Origin of the sequence: Paenibacillus sp. P32E (genome assembly GCF_001909085.1) — a bacterium.
GTDB classification, from domain to species: Bacteria; Bacillota; Bacilli; order Paenibacillales; family Paenibacillaceae; genus Paenibacillus_AQ; species Paenibacillus_AQ helianthi.
This window is the reverse complement of sequence record NZ_LVYY01000002.1, coordinates 245,794-266,441: the sequence shown is the minus strand read 5'-3', so window position 1 is coordinate 266,441 and position 20,648 is coordinate 245,794. Positions and strand designations below refer to the sequence as shown.

Here is a 20,648-nt window from a genome sequence, read left to right as displayed (position 1 = left end):
AGAATGTCAAATACAATGAATGCGAAAGGTGCTCCTGCGGAACAGCCCTTCTCACTGAAAGCCATACTGCCGCCGCTGCTGGCCATAATCGTAGGGATGATAATGGTTATCCTCGATGGTACAGTAGTCAATGTAGCGGTGCCTAAGCTGGTAGAATATTTCAATACAGACCTCAAAACCGTACAATGGGCAATTACGGGATATACACTTGCCTTGGCGGCTGTAATCCCGCTTGCCGGGTATATGACGGACCGTTTCGGGTCGAAGCAGGTATTTGTGTCAACGGTCGCCATGTTCGTACTGGGCTCCATGTTGTGCTCCATCGCACAGACTTCAGAGCAGTTGGTGCTCTTCCGGGTCATTCAAGGCTTGGGTGGCGGGATGGTTGCTCCAATTGGAATGGCGATGGTCTTCAGACTGGCTCCGCCTGAACGGAGGGGCTCGATCATGGGGCTCCTGGGCATTCCGATGCTGCTGGCTCCTGCGCTTGGTCCAATATTGTCCGGTTGGCTGGTGGAATATGTGAGCTGGCACTGGATCTTCCTGATCAACTTGCCAATCGGAATTGTAGGGATTATTCTTGGCATTAAATATTTGCCCAAAACAGAAAAGAAGGGTAGAGCCCATCTCGACATTCTGGGAATTATTCTGGCTCCAATAGCCTTCTCTATGCTGGCTTATGGTGTGAACCAAGGCGGCGGCGAAAGCTGGTCCTCAACCGGTGCCATTCTAGGTTTGAGCGTGGGTGGAGTAGCGCTCGTACTGTTTATCATCGTAGAATTGCTTCATAAGCATCCATTGCTTGAGCTGCGTGTATTCCGGTCATCTGACTTCACGCGGGGGATTATTCTCAGCTGGGTGACACAGGCTGCATTATTCGGCTCCATGCTGTTCGTGCCATTGTATCTGCAGCAGATCCGGAATTATACTCCACTGGAAACCGGTTTGATCCTGCTGCCGCAGGCACTTGCTTCCGGAATCGGAATGCCGCTGGGCGGACGCCTGTTTGACAAAATTGGTGCACGTCCACTGGTATTTGTCGGTCTGAGTATTATTTCAACCGCACTCTTCATGCTGTCGGGTGTGACAGTGGATACCGGGCTGCCGTTTATTATGTCTACCCTGGCGATGATGGGGCTTGGCATGGGTCTCTCGATGATGCCAGTCAACACACATGTGCTGAACTCGGCACCGCGTGAATGGGTGAACCGGGTAACGCCGCTTACCGCCGCTGCCCAGCAGGTTGTGGTATCCTTTGCCGTTGCCGGTATGACCGGTTACCTGACCAGTCAAATTGCAGTTCATATGGGGAAAATGGCCGCAGGCACTAACCCGCTGGCCACCATGGTTCTCGGATTCAATGATGTGTTCTTCTTCTCCGCCTGCATCGCTGTGGCAGGTGTGGTGATCAGCCTGATTCTCCGCAAACCAAAGGTAGCTGCGACTCCGGCCTCACCGGATGCTGAAGCTGCTGCTGATCCAGCAATGATGATGGGACACTAAACGTATATGATCGAAATTCGTTAGTGGGTAGTATCAAAAGCCGCTGCAGCTTTTCGCTGAGCGGCTTTTTGCTGTTACTTTAGATTGTTCTATAAATTGACCCGCCGTTTCTTATGCAGCTTGTAGGTGACAGGAGCAAAGTGTGCTTTGCTGAGGAGCTCGGAGGTTACGATTCCCAGAAGCACCAGAGCCGCACCGGTGTAACCCTGCATCGACAGCTGCTCGCCGGCAAACCAATAACCGAACAGGGCAGCGAAAACTGGCTCCATAGAGAAGATCAATCCGGTACGGGTAGGTGTTGTGTATTTTTGGGCCACGGGTTGCAGGATAAAGCCGCAGGCGCTGCAGAAAATGCCAAGTGCCAGGATTGCGATCCACCCGGGCAGTGAAGAGGGCAAAGCCGGTGTCTCGAACAAGAACGACAAAACCAGCGCAAAGCCTCCGGCGAAACCGAGTTGAAGAATGCCGATAGATAGACTGTCACAGGCTTTAACCGCTTTGGATGTTACCAGAATCTGTACGGCGTAGAATACAGCGGACAGAATGCATAACAGATCACCCGGCTGCATGTGCAGGGAAGAATTCAAGGTGAGAAGCCCGATACCGGTTATGGCCAGAACCGCTCCGATAACTTGAGGGGGGGCGACTTTTTTTCGAAATATGAGCACATCGATCATCGGCACAAAAATAACAGTCAACGCCACTAGAAATCCGGCATTCGAGGTGGTCGTAGTCTTCAAGCCAAAGGTGATGCAGGTGAATACACCCAGCAGTAAAAATCCGAGCAATGCTCCATACTTCAGGGTCCGTACATCTACAGTTCTAAGGCGTTTGTGAAACAGGGTGGCTGCCAGGATAAAGGCAAGTCCGAAGCGCAATGCAATCAGATTGAATTCCCCGAGCGAACCTAGCCCCATCTTCATGAACATATAGGACGAGCCCCAGAACATGGTTACTATAAAGAGCATTAACTCAGCCTTCAGCGGCTTCATTCTGTCATCATCCTTCATCATTTCAAGTGGCGAACTCCTATAGTATAATATGGTGAAATACATAAGTTAACTGAATGTTTATCATAGAATACATGAGTATTACTAATGTAAATCCGGAGGTGGCGAGCATTGAGCATTAGTAAGTATGAAGTATTCCTCAAAGTCGTGGAGCTGGGCAGTCTGACCCGGGCCGCAGAGGTGATGGGCTTCACCCAATCAGGCATCAGTCATACGATCTCCAGCCTGGAGACGGAATTTGGCTTCACTCTGCTGGTCCGGAACCGTTCAGGAGTCAAACTAACGATCAACGGCGAACAGGTGATTCAGCCGATCCGTGAAATGATGAAATGGAACGAGCAACTGAAGCAGCAGGTTGCCGACATCCACGGGCTGGAGACTGGAACCATCACCATTGGTACCTTCACCAGCGTTTCTGTACACTGGCTGCCGGGAATGATCAAGCAATTCCGCAAGGAGTATCCCTATATTGAGTTTAAGCTCATGGAAGGCGGTTATCTGGAAATTGAGCAGTGGATTGAAGCCGGAGTGGTCGATTGCGGTTTTTTGTCGCTGCCTACCCGGGAGAAATTCGAGGTCATTCCGCTCAAGCAGGAGCGTATGCTGGCTGTCCTCTCCAAGGAGCATCCCCTAAGCCGGGCGCCGTATATGCCGCTTGCGCAGATCGCACATGAGGATTTCATCATCCCGAAGGCGGGTTCGGATTACGATGTCAGACGGGTGCTCGATAAGGCGGCTATTAAGCCGAATATCAAATTCTCGGCCGGAGATGATTATGCCATAATTGCCATGGTGGAAAACGGACTAGGAATCAGCATTCTGCCAGAACTGGTCATTCAGCGCCAAAACCATAACGTGGCCATGCTGGAGCTTGAAGAGCGAAGCTTCCGTTCGCTAGGGATCGCCGTTCATTCGCTGAAATATGCTTCTCCGGCGACCAAGCGGTTTTTGAAGCATGTTCAGTCCTGGTTAGAATAAGATATTGGATGGTGTTATCTGAGTTTATGGAATCTTATCGAATTACGGTTTTGGTGATTGACGCCAGCCGTTCTTCATGAGAAAATGTACGCGTGTACATTCGACAAAAGGCTATAGAAAGGATGATTGCTATCGCAAGCCGCAAAGAGGTTGCCGAGCTTGCCGGGGTTTCAGAAGCAACGGTCTCCCGTGTACTGAACAATGTCGGTCCGCTCAAAGAAAAGACCAAGGAGCGTGTGATTGCCGCCGCACGGGAGCTTGGTTACACCCCAAGCTCGCTTGCCCGCAGCTTTGCCCGCAAGCGCAGCGGAAATCTGGGTGTCGTCATGCCTTACCTGCCCAAAGCCCGGTTGTTCTCCGCGTACTATTTCTCTGAAATTCTAAGCGGAATTGGAAGCCGGGCAAGAGAAGAGGGCTATGATCTGCTGATGATCTTCCGGGAAGCCGATGAGCCGCTGGATTATTGCGGGCTCTTCCGGATGCGCAAGGTAGATGCGTGTATAGTGCTGGGGGCCAAAGAGGAGGCTGGAGAGCTTGAAGCACTGCGGCAGCTGAAGAAGGACGGGCATCCTTACTGCATGATTAACCAGCATTTTGCGGGGGAATCGTTCCATGAGGTGGATGCCGACCACGTCGAAGGCTGCCAGCTGGCGGTGAAGCATCTGCTTAGTCAAGGCTTCACCCGTATAGCCTTCCTGAATGGTCCGCAGGCTTATTCCAACAGCCGTGACCGGCTGGAAGGGTATATGCAGGCGCTTCAGGAAGAGGGGATTCCTGCAGATGCTTCGCTCATGTTCGAAGGGAATTTCAGCCGCAGAAGCGGAATGGCAGCCGCGCAGGCCATATTGCCTCAACTGAAGCATATCGAGGCGGTGGTGGTAGCCAATGACCGGATGGCCATTGGACTTCAGCAAGGCCTTCATGAGCTGGGGGTCAACATGGACCGGATGCCTGCGATTGTCGGTTATGACGATTCGGATGCCGCAGAGCTTACAACTCCGGCACTCAGCAGCGTTCGGGTACCCTTTTATCAGCTGGGGGAAATCGCTGCGGCTAAGGTCCTGGAGCTTCTGGAGAACGGGGGAGTGAATTCCGGGAATGAGATGATCCGCGTGAAGCTTCCTGCCAAGCTTGTGGTTCGTGCTTCATCATTAAGAACAGGGGGGATTCAATGAAACAGCTTCGCATTGGAATGATTGGATACAAGTTCATGGGCAAGGCCCATAGCAATGCTTACCGCAGTCTGCCGATGTTCTTCCCGAAGGCACTGAAGCCGGAGATGTCTGTGTTATGCGGACGGAATGCCGATGCACTGAAGGAAGCCGCTGACCAGCTGGGCTGGAAGGAGACTGTAACGGATTGGAGAGAACTGGTAGGCCGTGACGATATCGATTGGATCGATATTAACGCCCCCAGTGATGCTCATAAAGAGATTGCACTGGCTGCCGTGAAAGCAGGCAAGCATGTCTTTTGCGAGAAGCCTCTGGCCTTGACTCTTGCGGATTCCCGCGAAATGCTGAAGGCGGCAGAGGATGCCGGGGTTATGCATATGGTGGGTTTCAACTACCGGTTCTCGCCGGCGGTGCGGCTGGCCAAACGGCTGGTAGAGAGCGGACGGCTGGGCCAAATCTATCATTTCCGTGCCTGGTTTCTGCAGGACTGGATTCTGGACCCCGAGTTTCCGCTGGTATGGAGGCTGCAGAAGGAGATTGCCGGTTCCGGTTCACATGGCGATCTCGGAGCGCATCTGATTGATCTTGCTCATTATTTGGTAGGTGACCTGAAAGAGGTTATCGGGATGAGTGAGACCTTCATCAAGGAACGCCCTTTGGCTGCAGAAATGACGGGTCTTAGTGCAAAAGCAAGTGCCGGCGGCCCTAGAGGTCCTGTAACTGTAGATGATGCCACACTGTTTCTGGCGCGTTTTGCAAACGGTGCCATGGGCAGTTTTGAAGCCACACGTTTTGCTGCAGGTCACCGTTCGACCAATTCTTTTGAAATTAACGGCAGTCTCGGGAGTGTGAAGTTTGATTTCGAACGGATGAACGAGCTGGAAGTATATCTGACCTCTGACGATGAGGATGTGCAAGGTTTCCGGCGGGTTCTCGCCACCGATCCGGCTCATGATTATGCTGAGGCCTGGTGGCCGCCGGGTCATACAATAGGTTTTGAGCATACCTTCATTCATGAAATCCTGGAGTTGTCATCCGCAGCAGCTGAAGGCCGTCAGCCCGTGCCGAATTTTCACGACGGGGTGAAATGCCAGGCGGTGCTGGAAGCTGTGGAACGTTCGGTGCAGGAGCGGCGCTGGGTAGAGTTATCCGAGATGTAATGATTCTGTGACTTTGATGTAGGAGAAGGAGTGACAATGATGAAGAAAGCATTAATCGTATGGGGCGGCTGGGATGGACATGAGCCGGAGCAGGTCGCCGGAATATTTGCGGAGATTTTGCGTGAAGCACAGTTCGAGATCGAGGTATCCGATACGCTGGAAGCATTCGCTGATAAGGAGAAGCTGCTGGGGCTGGATTTGATCGTACCGGTCTGGACCATGGGAGAAATTGCGCAGGAGCTGGTCAATAATGTATCGGCTGCTGTACAGAATGGGACTGGACTTGCGGGCTGCCATGGCGGCATGTGCGACTCTTTCCGGACCAATGTAGACTGGCAGTTCATGACGGGAGGGCAATGGGTTGCCCATCCGGGCAATGACGGCGTCCAGTATACCGTTGAGATCTGCCAAGGCTCCAGCCCGCTGACAGCAGGTATTAAGGATTTCGAAGTCACCTCCGAGCAGTATTATCTGCATATTGATCCGGCGGTGGAGGTGCTGGCGACAACAAGATTTCCGGTTGTGCAAGGGCCACACGCAACGAACAAAGCCGTAGATATGCCTGTAGTCTGGACCAAGCGCTGGGGACATGGACGGGTCTATTACAATTCGCTTGGGCACCATGCTGATATTGTAGAGCTTCTCCCGGTAAAAGAATTGATGCGCCGGGGACTCCTGTGGGCAGCAGAGGGCAAGACCGAAGCAGCAGCGAATCTGGAGCAAACGGCAGGTGCCGGATACAGTGGCATGGCGGACAGCCAATTCTAGTGTAGGAGCGATTAAGACATGGATAAAGTAAAGGTTGGCATTATCGGCTGCGGCAAAATCAGCGGCATCTATATGGAGAATTGTCAGAAGTTCGAGATTCTGGATCTTGCTGCTTGTGCGGATATGGACCCGGACAGAGCAGCAGAGCAGGCAGCTAAATATGGAATTCCCCTCGTCTATACTGTTGAGCAGCTGTTGGAAGACCCTGAGATTGAAATCGTAATTAATTTAACTATCCCTGCTGCTCATGCTGCAATTACCTTGCGTGCGCTGGAGGCCGGTAAGCATGTCTATGCCGAGAAGCCGCTCACGGTTACCAGAGAGGAAGGACTTAAGGTGCTGGAAGTGGCAAAAACTAAAGAGCTGCTGGTTGGCAGCGCTCCGGAAACCTTCCTCGGTGCCGGAATTCAGACGGCGCTTAAGCTGATTGAGGATGGAGTGATTGGCCGCCCGGTTGCGGCGACAGCGTTCATGTTAGGCAGGGGGCATGAGCATTGGCATCCCGACCCGGAATTCTATTATGCTGCGGGTGGTGGCCCTATGTTCGATATGGGACCGTATTATTTAACTGCACTCGTGCAGCTCCTGGGGCCTATCCGCACAGTAGCCGGAATGACTGGGAAAGCACTGGAGGAACGTACCATCACAAGCGAGAAGAAGGCGGGACAAAAGATTCCGGTCGATATCCCGACGCATGTCGCCGGAACGCTGCAATTCAGCAGCGGCGCGATCGCTACGATGATCACCAGCTTTGATGTGTTTGGCGGCAGCGATTTGCCGCCGATTGAGATCTACGGCACGGAAGGAACCCTTCAGGTGCCGGATCCGAACACATTCGGGGGCATCGTCAGATACCGTAAGACAGGTGAAAATGAATGGCGTGAGCAGGCGCTCCTGCCGGGCTACGACCAGAATACCCGGGGGATCGGTCCGGCGGATATGGCTTATGCTATCCGCAGTGGACGCCCGCACCGGGCCAGTGGAGAGTTGGCTTACCATGTGCTGGAAGCGATGTGGGCTTTTCACGACTCCTCCGATTCGCAGCGGTTCTATGAAATGGAGAGCACCTGTGTTCGTCCGGCACCCCTGCCTCAGGGCCTTGAACCCTATACCCTTGATTAATTTCGATAGCCTTCTTACGGCACCGTTCACAGATTATGAACGGTGCTTTTTTCTACAGACTGATCCGTAAAAACATGACAGCTGTGGACTCAGCAATCCCTATTTTCTCGCGGCTGAGGGGGTAAGCCCCTTGTACTGCTTGTAAAGTTTTGTGAAGTAATTGGGATTATCACAGCCGACTTTTCCGGAAATTTCCGTTACCGTGTAGTCTGTTTCCAGCAGGAGCCGTTCGGCCTCATTCACCCGGCAGAGGTTTACATATTCGACAAAGGTGCGTCCGGTCAGTTTTTTGAAGGTTTTGCAGAAATGATACGGATTGAGATTTACGAATCTGGCAGCATACTCAATCGATATTTTCTCGTCATAATGCAGTTCCAGATATTCCAGCAGCGGTTTGAAGCGTTCCTGGTTAATGGATTGGCGTTCACTGTGATACCTGCCTAACATCTGCCGGGGCGGGAAAGTCCGTGAGAGCAGGGTGAAGAACAGATGCAGCTGGTTTTTGACAACCAATTGAAAAGCAGGCCCCTTCTCCTGAACCTCTTGAATAACGGAGGCCAGCAGGGGGTAATAGGTGCCGCACACCGGGTTCTGTTCTACAGGTTTGACCGGGAAATGATACAAATTATTCAAATAGGGGGCCACAAATAACTCATGCTGCGAATCCTGATTCCGGTCTTTGAATAATGAACTATGGAACACTATGGACACGTATTCGATATCCCCTCTGCTCAAACTGTAGCCGACATGAAGACCGCCGGAAGGCACGAGGATCACATCACCCGGTCCGGCTTCATAAGGCTTACTGTCAATATGGAAGATTGCTCTGCCTTGCTGCATCACAATAATCTCGAAATGCTCATGCCAATGTAGAAAAAGAATGTTCTGCTCTGCCTTGGCATCCCGGTATTGATTGAAAAACACGCGGAACGGGTAGATCTTTTCTTCAAGCTGAGGATGTTCCTTCAATTCCTTCGGATAAGTCACAGCCACGTCAACTCCCACAATATTCAGCTATTTTCGCACAAGATAAGAAGAGATTTCGCTACAGATGCGCTATATACTTGGGTTGCTGAACTTACTATAAACCAATATTGGAGTGGTATACAAGATGCAGGAAGACATTAGAATCGGAACACTTGTCGGGGCAACGGATGCAGTCCGTGTGATTCCCCAAATCGTTAAGCATGGTTTTGAATCCTTCAGCCTGACATTCTGGCAGACTACAGGAGAAACGGATTTGGTGGAGACGGCGGCACGGGTGCGTGAACTGGCTGCTGAACATCATTTTATGATTTCCTCGGTGGGTATCTTCGGGAATCCGCTGACGGGAACCGGCGACAATGCCGACACCCTGGCGAGCTGGGAACGTCTGATTGACCATGCCCATTTATTCGGTACGGATATGGTCTCCGGATTCACAGGCAGACTGACCGGGCTGCCGATTGATGAATCGATTCCGAAATTCACAGAAGTATTCGGAGAACTCTCGAAGCGGGCTGCTGACAAAGGGCTCCGAATTGCTTTTGAGAATTGCTCCATGGACGGAAACTGGCAGACGGGAGACTGGAATATCGCCCACAACCCAACAGCCTGGGAAAAAATGTTCAACGCCGTTCCTGCAGATAATCTCGGTTTGGAATGGGAACCGTGCCATCAGATGGTCGCACTAATTGATCCGATTCCGCAGTTGCGCAAATGGACTGATAAAATCTTTCACGTGCATGGCAAGGATGCAACGATTGCCTGGGATATCATCAAAGAATACGGGATTCATGGCCCCAAACCATATGTATGGCACCGGACTCCTGGTTTCGGAGATACGAATTGGACGGATGTAATCACCATTCTGCGGCAGGCCGGTTACAAGGGCACCATTGACATCGAGGGGTGGCATGATCCCGTGTATCGCGATGAGCTGGAAATGACCGGTCAGGTCCATGCACTCCAATATTTGAAGCATTGCCGCGGGGGTAGCTTCATCCCAAATCCGGTCTAATGCAGAAAGCGGGGAAGCTTCTATGACAGCGACATATCGCGTAGCCGTTGCCGGCTGTGGAGGAATGGCCAATGAGTGGATCAGTTATGCTGTGAGGCGCACAGATGTCCGAATTGTTGCACTAGTAGATATCCGGCTGGAAGCTGCGGCGGCGATGGCGGACAAATATGGATTGGACTGTCCTGTATTTACGGATATTGGACAGGCGATTGAAGATACTGGGGCAAACCTGGTGTTTGATATAACCATACCGTCCAGCCATTATGGGGTTGCCAGCACAGCACTCACACGTCAATGCGATGTATTCAGCGAAAAACCGCTGGCTGAGACCATGCAACAATGCAACGCCATTGTTTCTTTAGCGGAACGCACCGGCCGGAGCCATACCGTCATGCAGAACCGGCGGTATGATCTGCGTATACGTTCCCTGCGCCAACTGATAGTGGATGGGAAAATTGGACGGATAGGCTATATCGGAGCGAGCTTTTTCCTGGCACCGCATTTTGGCGGATTCCGGGATGTGATGGAGAGTCCGCTGCTGCTTGATATGGCGATTCACACCTTCGACCAGGCGCGGTTTATCAGTGGTGCTGATCCAGTAAGCGTATATTGTCAGGAGTTCAACCCGGTAGGGTCCTGGTATGCGGGAAATGCCTCAGCAGTATGTATTTTTGAAATGTCGGATGGTTCTGTCTTCTGTTATCAAGGTTCTTGGTGTGCAGAAGGCGCTCCAACTTCCTGGGAAGCCTCATGGCGGATACAGGGAGACCTGGGAACTGCCGTCTGGGATGGCGAAGGGATGCCCTATGCCGAAAAGGTAGCAGACGGTGTTGCGGACGGTAAATTCATACGTGATTATGAACGGGTGGAGGGAGTAGCTGTTGAGATGAAGGATACCTTCCATCACGGATGTCTCGAGGAGATGTTCCAGGCTCTAGCAGAACAGCGTCCAGCAGAAACCGATTGCCATGACAACCGCAAAAGTATGGCGATGGTGTTCGGTGCACTGGAGAGTGCGCGGACGGGGAGCAAGGTGGAGCTCGCCGGTTTTTTATCCAGTGACGAAAAACACCTCCAGCATAAATAGGGTGACAATACTTAGCGGGTACGGATGTATCAAATGCGCTTTGGACAGGAAGCTATTCCTCGCCAAAGCGTTTTTTACTTTTGAAGTAAAGTCATATAAATCCATGTTTTGTTGACATCATTCTATTCAGTCATATTTGTTAAATACATACAATAAATAGGAGGCCATGAAAATACCAGTATCTGGATTTACTTCCATTTAACCGAAACTAAGGGGGAATCCCTAGCAGCCATTTGGCTTTTGGGACTCCCCCTTCTGCAAAGTTCTGTAGAATTAACTTAAAAACCTTTATACTGCGGTTCCTCGTTCTCCAGCTCAGTCACCCGGGATTCTACCTGATTTACGATCTGCTGGGTTTGCTGAGCTGCATTGGTGAACAGGGTCTTCGCTTCCTTATTCTGCGTTTCCATGGCAAACTGCTCCAGGCTGGCCTGGGCACTCTTCAAGGAAGATACACAGGTTTTAACTTGTGAGGCTACTGTCATTTCTTTTCCCTCCTTCGAATGGTGGTGCGTATTACCGCGACATAGTATCTGCTGGGTTCTGATATTGTATTCCTGTTCGTAGGACCAGAAAATATTTCATGGTTATTCCCGCACCTTATGACAAATAATGAAGAGCAATGACAAGAATACAGGTTAACAGGGAGGCAACAAAAATGCCGGAATGGCTTGAGGTTATATGGCGTACTGCTTTTGCTGTGGTTGTGCTTTTCTTTTTAACGAAGCTGCTTGGTAAAAGACAGGTTTCACAGCTCTCGTTCTTCGAATATATTACGGGCATTACCGTTGGGAGTATTGCTGCCTATATTTCCTTGGACACCGACAAGACCTGGCATTTGGGGATTATTGCTCTAATTGTTTGGGTCGCCTTCTCACTGGGGATTGAGTTCGTGCAAATGAAGAGCAAGAAAGCCAGAGACTTTATTGATTTCAAGTCGACCGTGCTGATTAAGGACGGGAAAATTCTTGAGGACAATATGAAAAAAGAACGTCTGACGACCGACGAATTATTGGAGGAGCTAAGGAAAAAGGATGTATTCAAGGTTGCCGATGTGGAGTTCGCCATTATGGAGTCGGATGGGGCGATTAATGTTCTGCTTACACGGGAGAACCAACCGTTAACACCTAAGCATTTAGGTGTAAAGGTTGCACCGGAGCAAGAGACCCAAGCCGTTATTATGGATGGTAAGATCATGGATGAGCCGCTGGATGCCTTGGGATTGACGCGCGGGTGGCTGCAAGGAGCGCTGGAAAAGCTGAACCTGACAGCGGAAAATGTGTTTCTGGGACAGGTCGATTCGTATGGTGAACTTACCGTGGACTTGTACACAGATAATGTTGAGGTTCCACAGACGCAGGAAAAACCTCAGCTCTACGCACTGCTAAAGAAATGTGAAGCGGATCTTGAGCTGTTCAGCCTGTCTACCCAAAATGAACAGGCAAAGAAGATGTATGGACAGTGCTCCGAGCAACTGCAGACTCTTTTACAGAAGCTGAAGCCATTTGTCCAAAGCTGAGCTTAAAAGGATAGGCAGTATGTGAAAAGACCCGCAAAAACGTTTTTTTGTTTTTGCGGGTCTTTTCTCCATTTGCTATGCAAAATCCAAATGGAATACAGGAAATCTAATGAAAATCCTGGAAATTCACATATTTGTAATAATAAACCTAAAAAACAGCTATACAATTACAAATATTTACTTATAGTGAAGATTAGGTTGATTGCTGCAAAAAAACTAATTTTGCAGCAATCTGCATATCATCACTCAAGGGGGAGTGCGATGGTCACTATAAGCTATAGTTTGTAAGGGACAGCTAAGAATACGATAATGCAATAGCTGCAACTGGTTCTAAAAAAATAAAACACTCTGGAGGTTAATGTTAACGTGAAAATAAAAAAGAGATTTGCTTTCACCGCATGGATTGGTCTTTCTGCTGTACTTGCTTTTGGCGGTTTGCAGTGGGGTATTCCTTCAGTACAGGCAGCAAGCATCTTCAGTGATGATTTTGAGTCCGGCAGCACCGGTAATTGGAACCCTACGACAGGTACATGGTCTGTGGTCCAGGATGGCAGCTCTCATGTTTATTTTCAATCCGGCAGTTCCGAAGGACGTACCTCCGCAGGCAGCAGCTCGTGGAGCGATTATAGCGTTCAGGCTGACATAAAGGTCGATAATTTCAACGGCAGTAACCGGACTTATGTATGCGGTCGCTATGCGGACGGGAATAACTATTATGCCGCTTCGATCTCCAACTCGAATGGCGGTACACTCGAAATTCGCAAAAAGTCCGGTGGTGCAAGTACTACGCTCGCAATGAAAACCGGTTATGCCATTACCGCAGGAACTGTATATACGGTTAAACTTGAACTAAGCGGAGATTCGATTAACATGTATGTGAATGATGCTCTGCAGTTAAATGCACACGATAACATTTTATCATCAGGAGGTATCGGATTAGTAACATATAAGACCTCTGCCAAGTTCGATAATGTCATTGTAAGCGATGCCACATCAACGCCTACCGCTACACCCGCCGCAACAAATACTGCTGCACCAACCACTAATCCGACAGTAGCACCTACGCCAACGGCAACGGCAACGCCAACGCCAACAACTACAGTAGCACCTACCGCTACACCGACGGTAACACCAACTTCGCCTCCGCTTTCAGGTACGCTTTATGTTGCACCTAACGGTTCGGCAAGTAATCCGGGAACCATTGGAAGCCCGACCACTCTGGGATCAGCGCTGACCAAAGTCGCTGCAGGCGGCACAATCTACTTGCGGGGCGGTACGTATTCCTTTGCATCACCAGTTACGATTGAACGGGACAACAGCGGTACTTCCAGCTCTCGCAAAATTATTGCGGCTTACGGAAGTGAAAAGCCGGTACTCGATTTCTCCGGTGAAAGCTTTGCTTCCACGGAGCGCGGACTGCAAATCTTTGGCCACTATTGGTCTGTAAAAGGACTTGAAGTCAAAGGAGCCGGAGATAACGGGATCTTCATCGGGGGGAACTATAACATCATTGAGAATGTCGAGACTCACCATAACCGGGATTCCGGACTGCAGATCAGCCGCTATGCATCTACAGCTTCCAGTATGAGCGACTGGCCAAGTTACAACCAAATTATCGGCGTCTATTCTCATGACAATTTCGACCCTGACAACGGGGAGGATGCGGACGGTTTTGCCGCCAAGCTGACCATCGGACCCGGCAATGTATTCGATAAATGTATTTCGGCATGGAATACAGATGATGGATGGGATTTGTATGCCAAATCAGAGACAGGTCCTATTGGTGTTGTAACAATCAAGAACAGTGTCGCCTACAAGAATGGCCAAACATCAGATGGCAATACGACCACCAACAGTGATGGTAACGGCTTCAAGCTGGGTGGAGATAAAATTGCGGTGAATCATATTGTAATGAACAGTGTAGCCTTCCAGAACAAAAAACACGGCTTTACTTATAACAGCAATCCAGGTTCGATTCAATTAACGAATAACACCTCATGGAATAATGGGGAGAGCAACTTTGCATTTGATTCGGGCACCCATGTATTTACGAATAACTTAAGCTTTGCCGGAACCTCTAGTGACAAAACAAGCGGCACCGATGTTTCCGGCACCAATGTATGGTGGAAGAGCAACGCGAGCACCAATGCCAAGGGCCTCGTCGCCAGCAGCGCTGACTTTATGAGTCTCACTCCTTCGGTAATCCGGAACTCCGACGGCTCCTTCAGCCTTGGTAATTTCCTGAAGCTTGCCACCGGCAGCGATCTGATGGGTTCCGGCACTCCAAGCGGCACCAATATTGGTGCCACCAATCAATAGTAAAAGCGGTATACTTGAATAGATTGGTAATTATTATCTTTTCTATTTGGGAGGCGGCTGCATCTATGGAATATGTAAAGCTTGGTTCTACCGGACTTGAGGTATCAAGGATTTGCTTGGGCTGTATGAGCTACGGGATTCCGGAACGGGGAAATCACTCATGGACGCTGAATGAGGAAGAGAGCCGGCCTTTTATCCAAAAGGCGCTGGATCTGGGCATTAACTTCTTTGACACGGCCAATGTGTATTCCGATGGAACGAGTGAGGAGATTGTCGGCAGAGCGCTGAAAGATTTCACTGCACGTGATGAGATTGTGCTAGCAACCAAAGTACACGGAACCATGCGTCCGGGTCCAAACGGTGGCGGACTGTCTCGTAAAGCGATTTTGAGTGAAATTGATAATAGCCTAAGACGGCTGGGGACGGATTATGTGGATCTGTATCAGATTCACCGCTGGGACCCGGCTACGCCGATCGAGGAAACCATGGAAGCACTGCATGATGTGGTTAAGGCCGGTAAAGCCCGATACATTGGGGCATCCTCTATGTATTCCTGGCAATTTCTACAGGCGCTGCATGTCGCTGAACGCCATGGATGGACCCGGTTCGTATCCATGCAGAATTATGTGAATCTGCTGTACCGGGAAGAGGAACGTGAAATGCTGCCGCTCTGTGAAGCTGAAGGGATCGGTGTGATTCCCTGGAGCCCGCTTGCCAGGGGACGTCTGACCCGGGATTGGGAAGATACCAGTACCCGGTCGGCATCCGATGAATTCGGCAAGCACCTGTACGCCAAGACCGAAGAGGCGGACCGTGCTGTCGCGCTAAGAGTCAAAGAAATCGCCGAAGAACGCGGGATTCCGCGGGCCCGGGTTGCACTGGCCTGGGTGTTGCAGAAGAAGCCGGTGACGGCGCCAATTGTAGGAGCGACTAAGATGACACATCTGGAGGATGCGGCCGCGGCGGTCTCGATCCGGCTGACAGAATCTGAGCTGAAGCGGCTGGAAGAACCGTACATTCCGCATCCGGTCATGGGATTCAGCTGAATTCCATGAACCTAAATAGAATAACAGAGCAGCGATTCCCCGTTCCATTGGAGAATCGCTGTTTGACGTTTTTGCCATCTTCGCACTCAACCGAGGGGTGCCGCGCATAACTAACCGAATCATTGGCAAACTAACTTGGATTCCCCAGGATAACTATTGGAGGTGTGTGCGGTGACGGAGCAAAGGGTATTGGAGGCTATAACGGAGCAGCTTACAGATTGCAGCGATGCGGTATATCAGTCTATTAATGTGTACGGACATGCCTGTATGCTGATCTACATTCCTTCCATTGTCGATACTCTAAGCCTGCAGGAATTTGTCTCCACACCGCTCAAAGCAGAGGCGAATTCAGAACCGGATTGGCCGCGGTTTCTGGAACGGCTGGATCACGGATCGGCTTTTGCCATTCCCTATATTAAGGCATATCAGGTGAACCGGGCGGTTGAGCTAATTGTCAGCGGTAATGCCGTGCTTTCGATTGAAGGTCTTCCTTATGTATATTATTTTGAGATCACTCATTATCAGAAAAGAACGGTCTCCGAATCGCAGAATGAGCTGGTGGTTATAGGGCCACAGGAGGCTTTTATTGAAGATGTGCAGACGAACCTGTCCATGCTGCGGCATAAGATCAAGCATTCAGATTTGAAGACTATTCATTTCTCTATCGGCAGGTATACGAAAACCGATGTGTATCTGGTCTATATTGAAGGGTTGTGTAAGCCGGAAATTGTGGAAGAGTTCAAGAAAAAGCTGGGAGACATCACAGTGGACGGTGTATTGGGGATCAACGGAATCGCGGAGCAAATGAAGAAGGGCCAATACTCGCCCTTTCCAATATTTCAGTATACGGAGCGTCCGGATTCAGTTGCAGCATCCCTCATGGAAGGACGGGTAGGGTTGATGCAGGACGGGACGCCCTCGGCTTTGCTGACACCGGTAACCTTTTTTTCCATGCTGCAATCCTCGGAAGACTACTATCAGAGCTTTTATGCAGGAAGCTGGATTCGATTAGTCCGTTTCTTTTTCTCCATCGTATCCATGCTGCTCCCGGCTTTATATGTGGCCATCACTACCTTTCACAGCCAGATCATTCCCTCTGACCTTTTAATTACCATTGCTGCTGCGAGAGAAAATATTCCGTTTTCAGCCTTGACGGAGGCCTTGATTATGGAGCTCACATTCGAGGCACTTCGAGAGGCCGGGACCCGGATCCCCAAGCCCGTTGGGCAGACCGTATCCATCATTGGCGGGATCGTAATCGGACAGGCTGCTGTACAAGCGGGAATTGTTTCAGCTCCCATGGTTATCGTAGTTTCTATTACAGGCATCGCTTCTTATATTATCCCTCACCTTGATCTGGGTCTGACGTTTCGGATGCTCCGCTTTGTGATGCTGATTCTCGGCGGAACGTTGGGGCTGCTTGGCGTAATTGTTGCGGCATTTGCCATTTATGGACATCTGGCGAATCTCAGATCCTTCGGGACTCCTTATCTGCAGCCGGTCGCTCCTCTGGTATTCCAGGATTGGAAGGACACCCTGCTTCGTGTACCTTCTCCTTTTATGATGAAAAGAAGCACTTCGTTCACGAACACTAAAAATGAAAAGAGGCAAAAAAAGAAATGAAGCTCTTGAAGCTGCTTCTGAGCGTTCTGCTGCTTCTGAATCTGGCCGGCTGCGGGTCCAAAATAGAGCTGGATGAGCTTACCTTCATCTTTGGTATTTATATCGATGCCGGGAAAGAACCGGGAACGGTTGAAGTGTCGATCAGCTCACCACTGCCCAACCGTCTTCTCTCCAGCACACAGGCGGGGGGCGGAAACGTCAAATCCCATTTCATGGTTTCCAAAACGGCCTCAAACATTACGGATGCGGTTATTTTAATTCAAAAAGACTTGTCACGGAGGCTGGAAATCTCCCATATCAAGGTGATTGTCTTCGGAGAGGAATATGCCCGTCAGGGAATAGATGAGGCGCTGGAGTGGTTCAAACGGCAGCCGGAGTTCCCTCTGGGGACTTATGTGATGACGGCTCCGGGCAAAGCGAAGGAGGTCACCCAACTCTCTGCAATATTTGAACAGCTGCCGGATCAGGTGCTGATGAATTTTTCGGAGGAAAATCTTCTATTTGCAACAACGGTGAAAGATTGCTTGCTGGCGGAGTCTTCCAAAATGGGCTATGCCATGAATTATTTGTCAATAGGTCAGAACAGCCACCTCTCAGATGAAGGCAAGCCTGTTCATTGGGCCGGTATCCAGGGAGCTGCAATGTTTCAGCAAGCCAGGCTTCGCCGTACATTGCATTTTCGTGAGAGCAGGGCGCTCGCTTGGGCTGCCGGACATCTCTCGGGTCATTTGAATTTGCCCGAATACACGATTACTTGGGATGAAGAAGGCTCGGGTAAAGCCACAGCGCTGTTTTTAAGCAATACATCTTCAATTCGATCGGTATTAACGGACGATGGACCGGTTTTCTATGTCAAGCTGAAGGGAAAGGTAAGCATCACCAATTTCCAAGATTCCTTGGGAAGGAAGGCGGTCGAACTCAGCTCTGTTGTTATAGAAAAACTTCAAGCAGCGGTGGTCAAGGATGTCACCGATGCACTTCTAGCTACACAGGAAGCGGGAGCGGATATTCTGCAGCTGGGTATGCGTGTGGAATGGAATTATCCTGAAGAATGGAAGAAACTTAAGGGCCGCTGGGAGGATTATTATACGCATGACGTAAAGATTAAGGTAACGTCTGCTTTTAGCATCCAGGACTTGGGTTCAGTAAAATGAGGATAGGAGGTACGGGAGTCAAATGCACACCACAAAATGGCAGTTGTTCAGATTCAGTCTGATCTATTTCAGTTCCCAGACCACTATTTTCCTGATTCCTATTCTCGTGGAAACTTCGGGCTACCAAGGATGGATCGCGCTGGTTGGAGGCGGATTTTTAAGTTTGTGCATTTTATTCTTTACCATACAAGTTGGCAGGCTAAAGCCAGACCAGGGTTGGATTGACTTTGGCAAAGAGATTATGGGAACATGGCTTCACCGGCTGATGGTACTCTTACTGCTCTGCTGGTGTATTTATTATGCTTCGTTTGATATTGAGAACTTTGTTCTTTTTTTTGGATCCAACTATACACGGGGAACTCCCCCCATCTTCATACAAATCATCATTGGACTGGTAATCATGTATACTGCGACGTTAGGAATAACTACTATCATTTATATGGCGGATGGAATTTTCCTGATTTTTTTCATGGCATCACTGCTTTCCGTATATATGTTTATACCGTATGCAGATCTTTCGATGCTTCCTGCATTTTTGCATTACCATGATCCCGGCATTGCACTCAAGGACTCTATTTCGGTAACATCATGGTTTGCGGATTGGCTTGTTTTTCTCTTCCTGGCACCGGAGCTTCGGATGGGAAGCAAAATGTTGAAAATACTGGCAGTATCCAGTATCTCTATCCTTCTGATTGTATTAACAGGCTGGATAATGACTATGCTTAACTTCGGTCCACATCTGGGCAAAGAACTGCAATACCCGTTTCTGGAGATGATCCGCAGTTCTTCACACCACAATATACTTGGCAATCTGGACCCTCTTCTTATCGGCATCTGGTCAGCCTCGATGTTTATTCATGCAGCCTTTCTAATCTATATCGCCTGTAAATGTGCTTTGCACTTGAGCAAGCAGAAGGGGAAAAGGCTGATGATCCCGTTATTGACGATTTGCTCCACGATAATTGCTTATCTGTATTCACGCAATATTGTAATGTACTATAGTAATTTCAACTCGGATTTAATTATCGGCTTCTGGTTATTTATTGAGTGCATTCCCGTATATTACTTCATTGCGGCATTCACCCGCTCCAAAATCGGACGGGCTGTCAAATGACGGCTGCGACTTATCTATTATAAATTGGATGCGCTTTCTGGTATGATTAAGCTTTAGCACATACCTAAATATGGAACGGATGGTGTTATTCTTCATGATGCTTCAGGAAGCAAACGCACTAATACAAGCAATAAGAGTCAATCTTGGTAAAGTTATTGTCGGCAAAGAGGAAGGGGTGGATCTGCTGTTGACCGCTTTGCTGGCGAATGGGCATGTCCTTCTGGAGGATGTACCCGGCACCGGCAAAACAATGCTCGCCAAAACACTGGCACGCTCACTGGACTGTTCCTTCAAGCGCATTCAGTTTACACCGGACCTGTTGCCTTCGGATCTTAGCGGAATCAACTACTATAATCAGAAAACAGGCGAGTTCCAGTTCCGGCCCGGTCCGGTATTTGCCAGTATTCTCCTGGCGGATGAGATCAATCGCGCGACTCCACGTACCCAGTCCAGCCTGCTGGAATGCATGGAGGAACGCCAGATTACCATCGACGGCCTGACACATGAACTGGAAGCGCCTTTTCTTGTTATTGCTACACAGAATCCTGTGGACAGTCAGGGGACGTTTCCCCTGCCGGAAGCACAGCTGGACCGGTTCCTGATGAGGATCACCACAGGTTATCCAACCTTCGAAGAGGGGGTCCATATTCTTCAAAGATTCCGCGGGAATAATCCATTGCAAGATACAGTTGCAGTAGCTACAGGACGAGATATTCAAGAACTGCAGCGGCTTACCGCAGCCGTCACTGTTAGTGATGACCTTCTGGGCTATATGATTCGTATTGTTGAAGCGACGCGCAAAGCTCCTGCAGTCAAACTAGGCGCAAGCCCCCGTGCAGGCTTTGGGCTGCTTCGTGCTGCCCAGGGCTACGCACTTCTGCGGGAACGGGATTATGTATTGCCAGATGATATCAAGGCCGTAGCGGTTCCTGTACTTGCCCACCGCCTGCTTATGCAGCGCGGACCCGGTTCTCGTGAAGGGCAGGCAGCAGAGCTTGTGCTGCAGGTACTGCGCGAGGTTGAGGTTCCGGCTGAGCCGGTAACGGCCGCCAGAGGTGGAAGGGTGGACTAAAT

Annotated in this window: 18 protein-coding genes; 15 read left to right on the top strand and 3 right to left on the bottom strand. The window is 49.9% G+C overall.

Annotated elements, in window-relative coordinates; all coding sequences use genetic code 11:
- Positions 1 to 3: 3 nt before the first annotated feature.
- A complete protein-coding gene (locus A3848_RS03275) occupies positions 4 to 1,503 on the top strand; it encodes a DHA2 family efflux MFS transporter permease subunit (protein WP_074083520.1) in 1,500 nt (499 codons plus the stop codon).
- An 89-nt stretch (positions 1,504 to 1,592) separates the two neighbouring features.
- Here the strand turns inward: A3848_RS03275 and A3848_RS03270 are convergent, their stop codons facing one another.
- Positions 1,593 to 2,495: a DMT family transporter gene (locus tag A3848_RS03270; protein ID WP_074083667.1), complete on the bottom strand. Its 903-nt coding sequence runs from the start codon at positions 2,493 to 2,495 to the stop codon at positions 1,593 to 1,595.
- Positions 2,496 to 2,624: 129 nt separating this feature from the next.
- Between A3848_RS03270 and A3848_RS03265 the strand changes: the two genes are divergently transcribed.
- The 5 genes from A3848_RS03265 to A3848_RS03245 all read left to right on the top strand — a co-directional run bounded on the left by A3848_RS03265 (position 2,625) and on the right by A3848_RS03245 (position 7,713).
- A complete protein-coding gene (locus A3848_RS03265; protein ID WP_074083519.1) occupies positions 2,625 to 3,491 on the top strand; it encodes a LysR family transcriptional regulator in 867 nt (288 codons plus the stop codon).
- A gap of 122 nt (positions 3,492 to 3,613) precedes the next feature.
- A complete protein-coding gene (locus tag A3848_RS03260; protein ID WP_074083518.1) occupies positions 3,614 to 4,666 on the top strand; it encodes a LacI family DNA-binding transcriptional regulator in 1,053 nt (350 codons plus the stop codon).
- Complete coding sequence (locus A3848_RS03255; protein WP_074083517.1) at positions 4,663 to 5,823, top strand: Gfo/Idh/MocA family protein; 1,161 nt, start codon at positions 4,663 to 4,665, stop codon at positions 5,821 to 5,823. The genes A3848_RS03260 and A3848_RS03255 overlap by 4 nt, the downstream gene beginning before the upstream one ends.
- Before the next feature lie 39 nt (positions 5,824 to 5,862).
- Positions 5,863 to 6,591, top strand: a complete 729-nt coding sequence (locus A3848_RS03250; RefSeq protein ID WP_074083666.1) for a ThuA domain-containing protein — start codon at positions 5,863 to 5,865, stop codon at positions 6,589 to 6,591.
- A gap of 18 nt (positions 6,592 to 6,609) precedes the next feature.
- Positions 6,610 to 7,713 (top strand): Gfo/Idh/MocA family protein, encoded by a 1,104-nt coding sequence (locus A3848_RS03245; protein ID WP_074083516.1) that lies wholly within the window; start codon positions 6,610 to 6,612, stop codon positions 7,711 to 7,713.
- 99 nt (positions 7,714 to 7,812) lie between these two features.
- On the opposite strand, the gene A3848_RS03240 is transcribed toward A3848_RS03245, so the two are convergent.
- On the bottom strand, positions 7,813 to 8,700 hold the full coding sequence (locus A3848_RS03240) for a helix-turn-helix domain-containing protein (protein ID WP_074083515.1): 888 nt from the start codon (positions 8,698 to 8,700) through the stop codon (positions 7,813 to 7,815).
- Positions 8,701 to 8,824: 124 nt separating this feature from the next.
- Between A3848_RS03240 and A3848_RS03235 the strand changes: the two genes are divergently transcribed.
- Both A3848_RS03235 and A3848_RS03230 read left to right on the top strand, forming a co-directional pair.
- On the top strand, positions 8,825 to 9,712 hold the full coding sequence (locus A3848_RS03235; RefSeq protein WP_074083514.1) for a sugar phosphate isomerase/epimerase family protein: 888 nt from the start codon (positions 8,825 to 8,827) through the stop codon (positions 9,710 to 9,712).
- 22 nt (positions 9,713 to 9,734) lie between these two features.
- A complete protein-coding gene (locus A3848_RS03230; protein WP_074083513.1) occupies positions 9,735 to 10,799 on the top strand; it encodes a Gfo/Idh/MocA family protein in 1,065 nt (354 codons plus the stop codon).
- Between the two features lie 278 nt (positions 10,800 to 11,077).
- On the opposite strand, the gene A3848_RS03225 is transcribed toward A3848_RS03230, so the two are convergent.
- Complete coding sequence (locus A3848_RS03225) at positions 11,078 to 11,284, bottom strand: DUF1657 domain-containing protein (protein WP_074083512.1); 207 nt, start codon at positions 11,282 to 11,284, stop codon at positions 11,078 to 11,080.
- A 173-nt stretch (positions 11,285 to 11,457) separates the two neighbouring features.
- Here A3848_RS03225 and A3848_RS03220 point away from each other — a divergent pair, with 173 nt between their 5' ends.
- From A3848_RS03220 to A3848_RS03190, 7 genes are all read left to right on the top strand, one after another.
- Positions 11,458 to 12,318, top strand: a complete 861-nt coding sequence (locus tag A3848_RS03220) for a DUF421 domain-containing protein (protein WP_074083511.1) — start codon at positions 11,458 to 11,460, stop codon at positions 12,316 to 12,318.
- 975 nt (positions 12,319 to 13,293) lie between these two features.
- Positions 13,294 to 14,637 carry a right-handed parallel beta-helix repeat-containing protein gene (locus A3848_RS31570; RefSeq protein ID WP_371916080.1) on the top strand — a complete coding sequence of 448 codons (1,344 nt, stop codon included), beginning with the start codon at positions 13,294 to 13,296 and terminating at the stop codon, positions 14,635 to 14,637.
- Positions 14,638 to 14,702: 65 nt separating this feature from the next.
- Positions 14,703 to 15,683: an aldo/keto reductase gene (locus tag A3848_RS03210; RefSeq protein ID WP_074083510.1), complete on the top strand. Its 981-nt coding sequence runs from the start codon at positions 14,703 to 14,705 to the stop codon at positions 15,681 to 15,683.
- A gap of 162 nt (positions 15,684 to 15,845) precedes the next feature.
- A complete protein-coding gene (locus A3848_RS03205) occupies positions 15,846 to 17,306 on the top strand; it encodes a spore germination protein (RefSeq protein WP_371916079.1) in 1,461 nt (486 codons plus the stop codon).
- The gene (locus tag A3848_RS03200; RefSeq protein ID WP_074083508.1) at positions 17,303 to 18,460 is read left to right on the top strand and encodes a Ger(x)C family spore germination protein; all 1,158 of its coding nucleotides are present in this window, start codon (positions 17,303 to 17,305) and stop codon (positions 18,458 to 18,460) included. The genes A3848_RS03205 and A3848_RS03200 overlap by 4 nt, the downstream gene beginning before the upstream one ends.
- Positions 18,461 to 18,482: 22 nt before the next feature.
- Complete coding sequence (locus A3848_RS03195) at positions 18,483 to 19,574, top strand: GerAB/ArcD/ProY family transporter (protein WP_074083507.1); 1,092 nt, start codon at positions 18,483 to 18,485, stop codon at positions 19,572 to 19,574.
- 94 nt (positions 19,575 to 19,668) lie between these two features.
- Positions 19,669 to 20,646 carry an AAA family ATPase gene (locus A3848_RS03190; protein ID WP_074083506.1) on the top strand — a complete coding sequence of 326 codons (978 nt, stop codon included), beginning with the start codon at positions 19,669 to 19,671 and terminating at the stop codon, positions 20,644 to 20,646.
- The last annotated feature ends 2 nt before the right edge of the window (positions 20,647 to 20,648 follow it).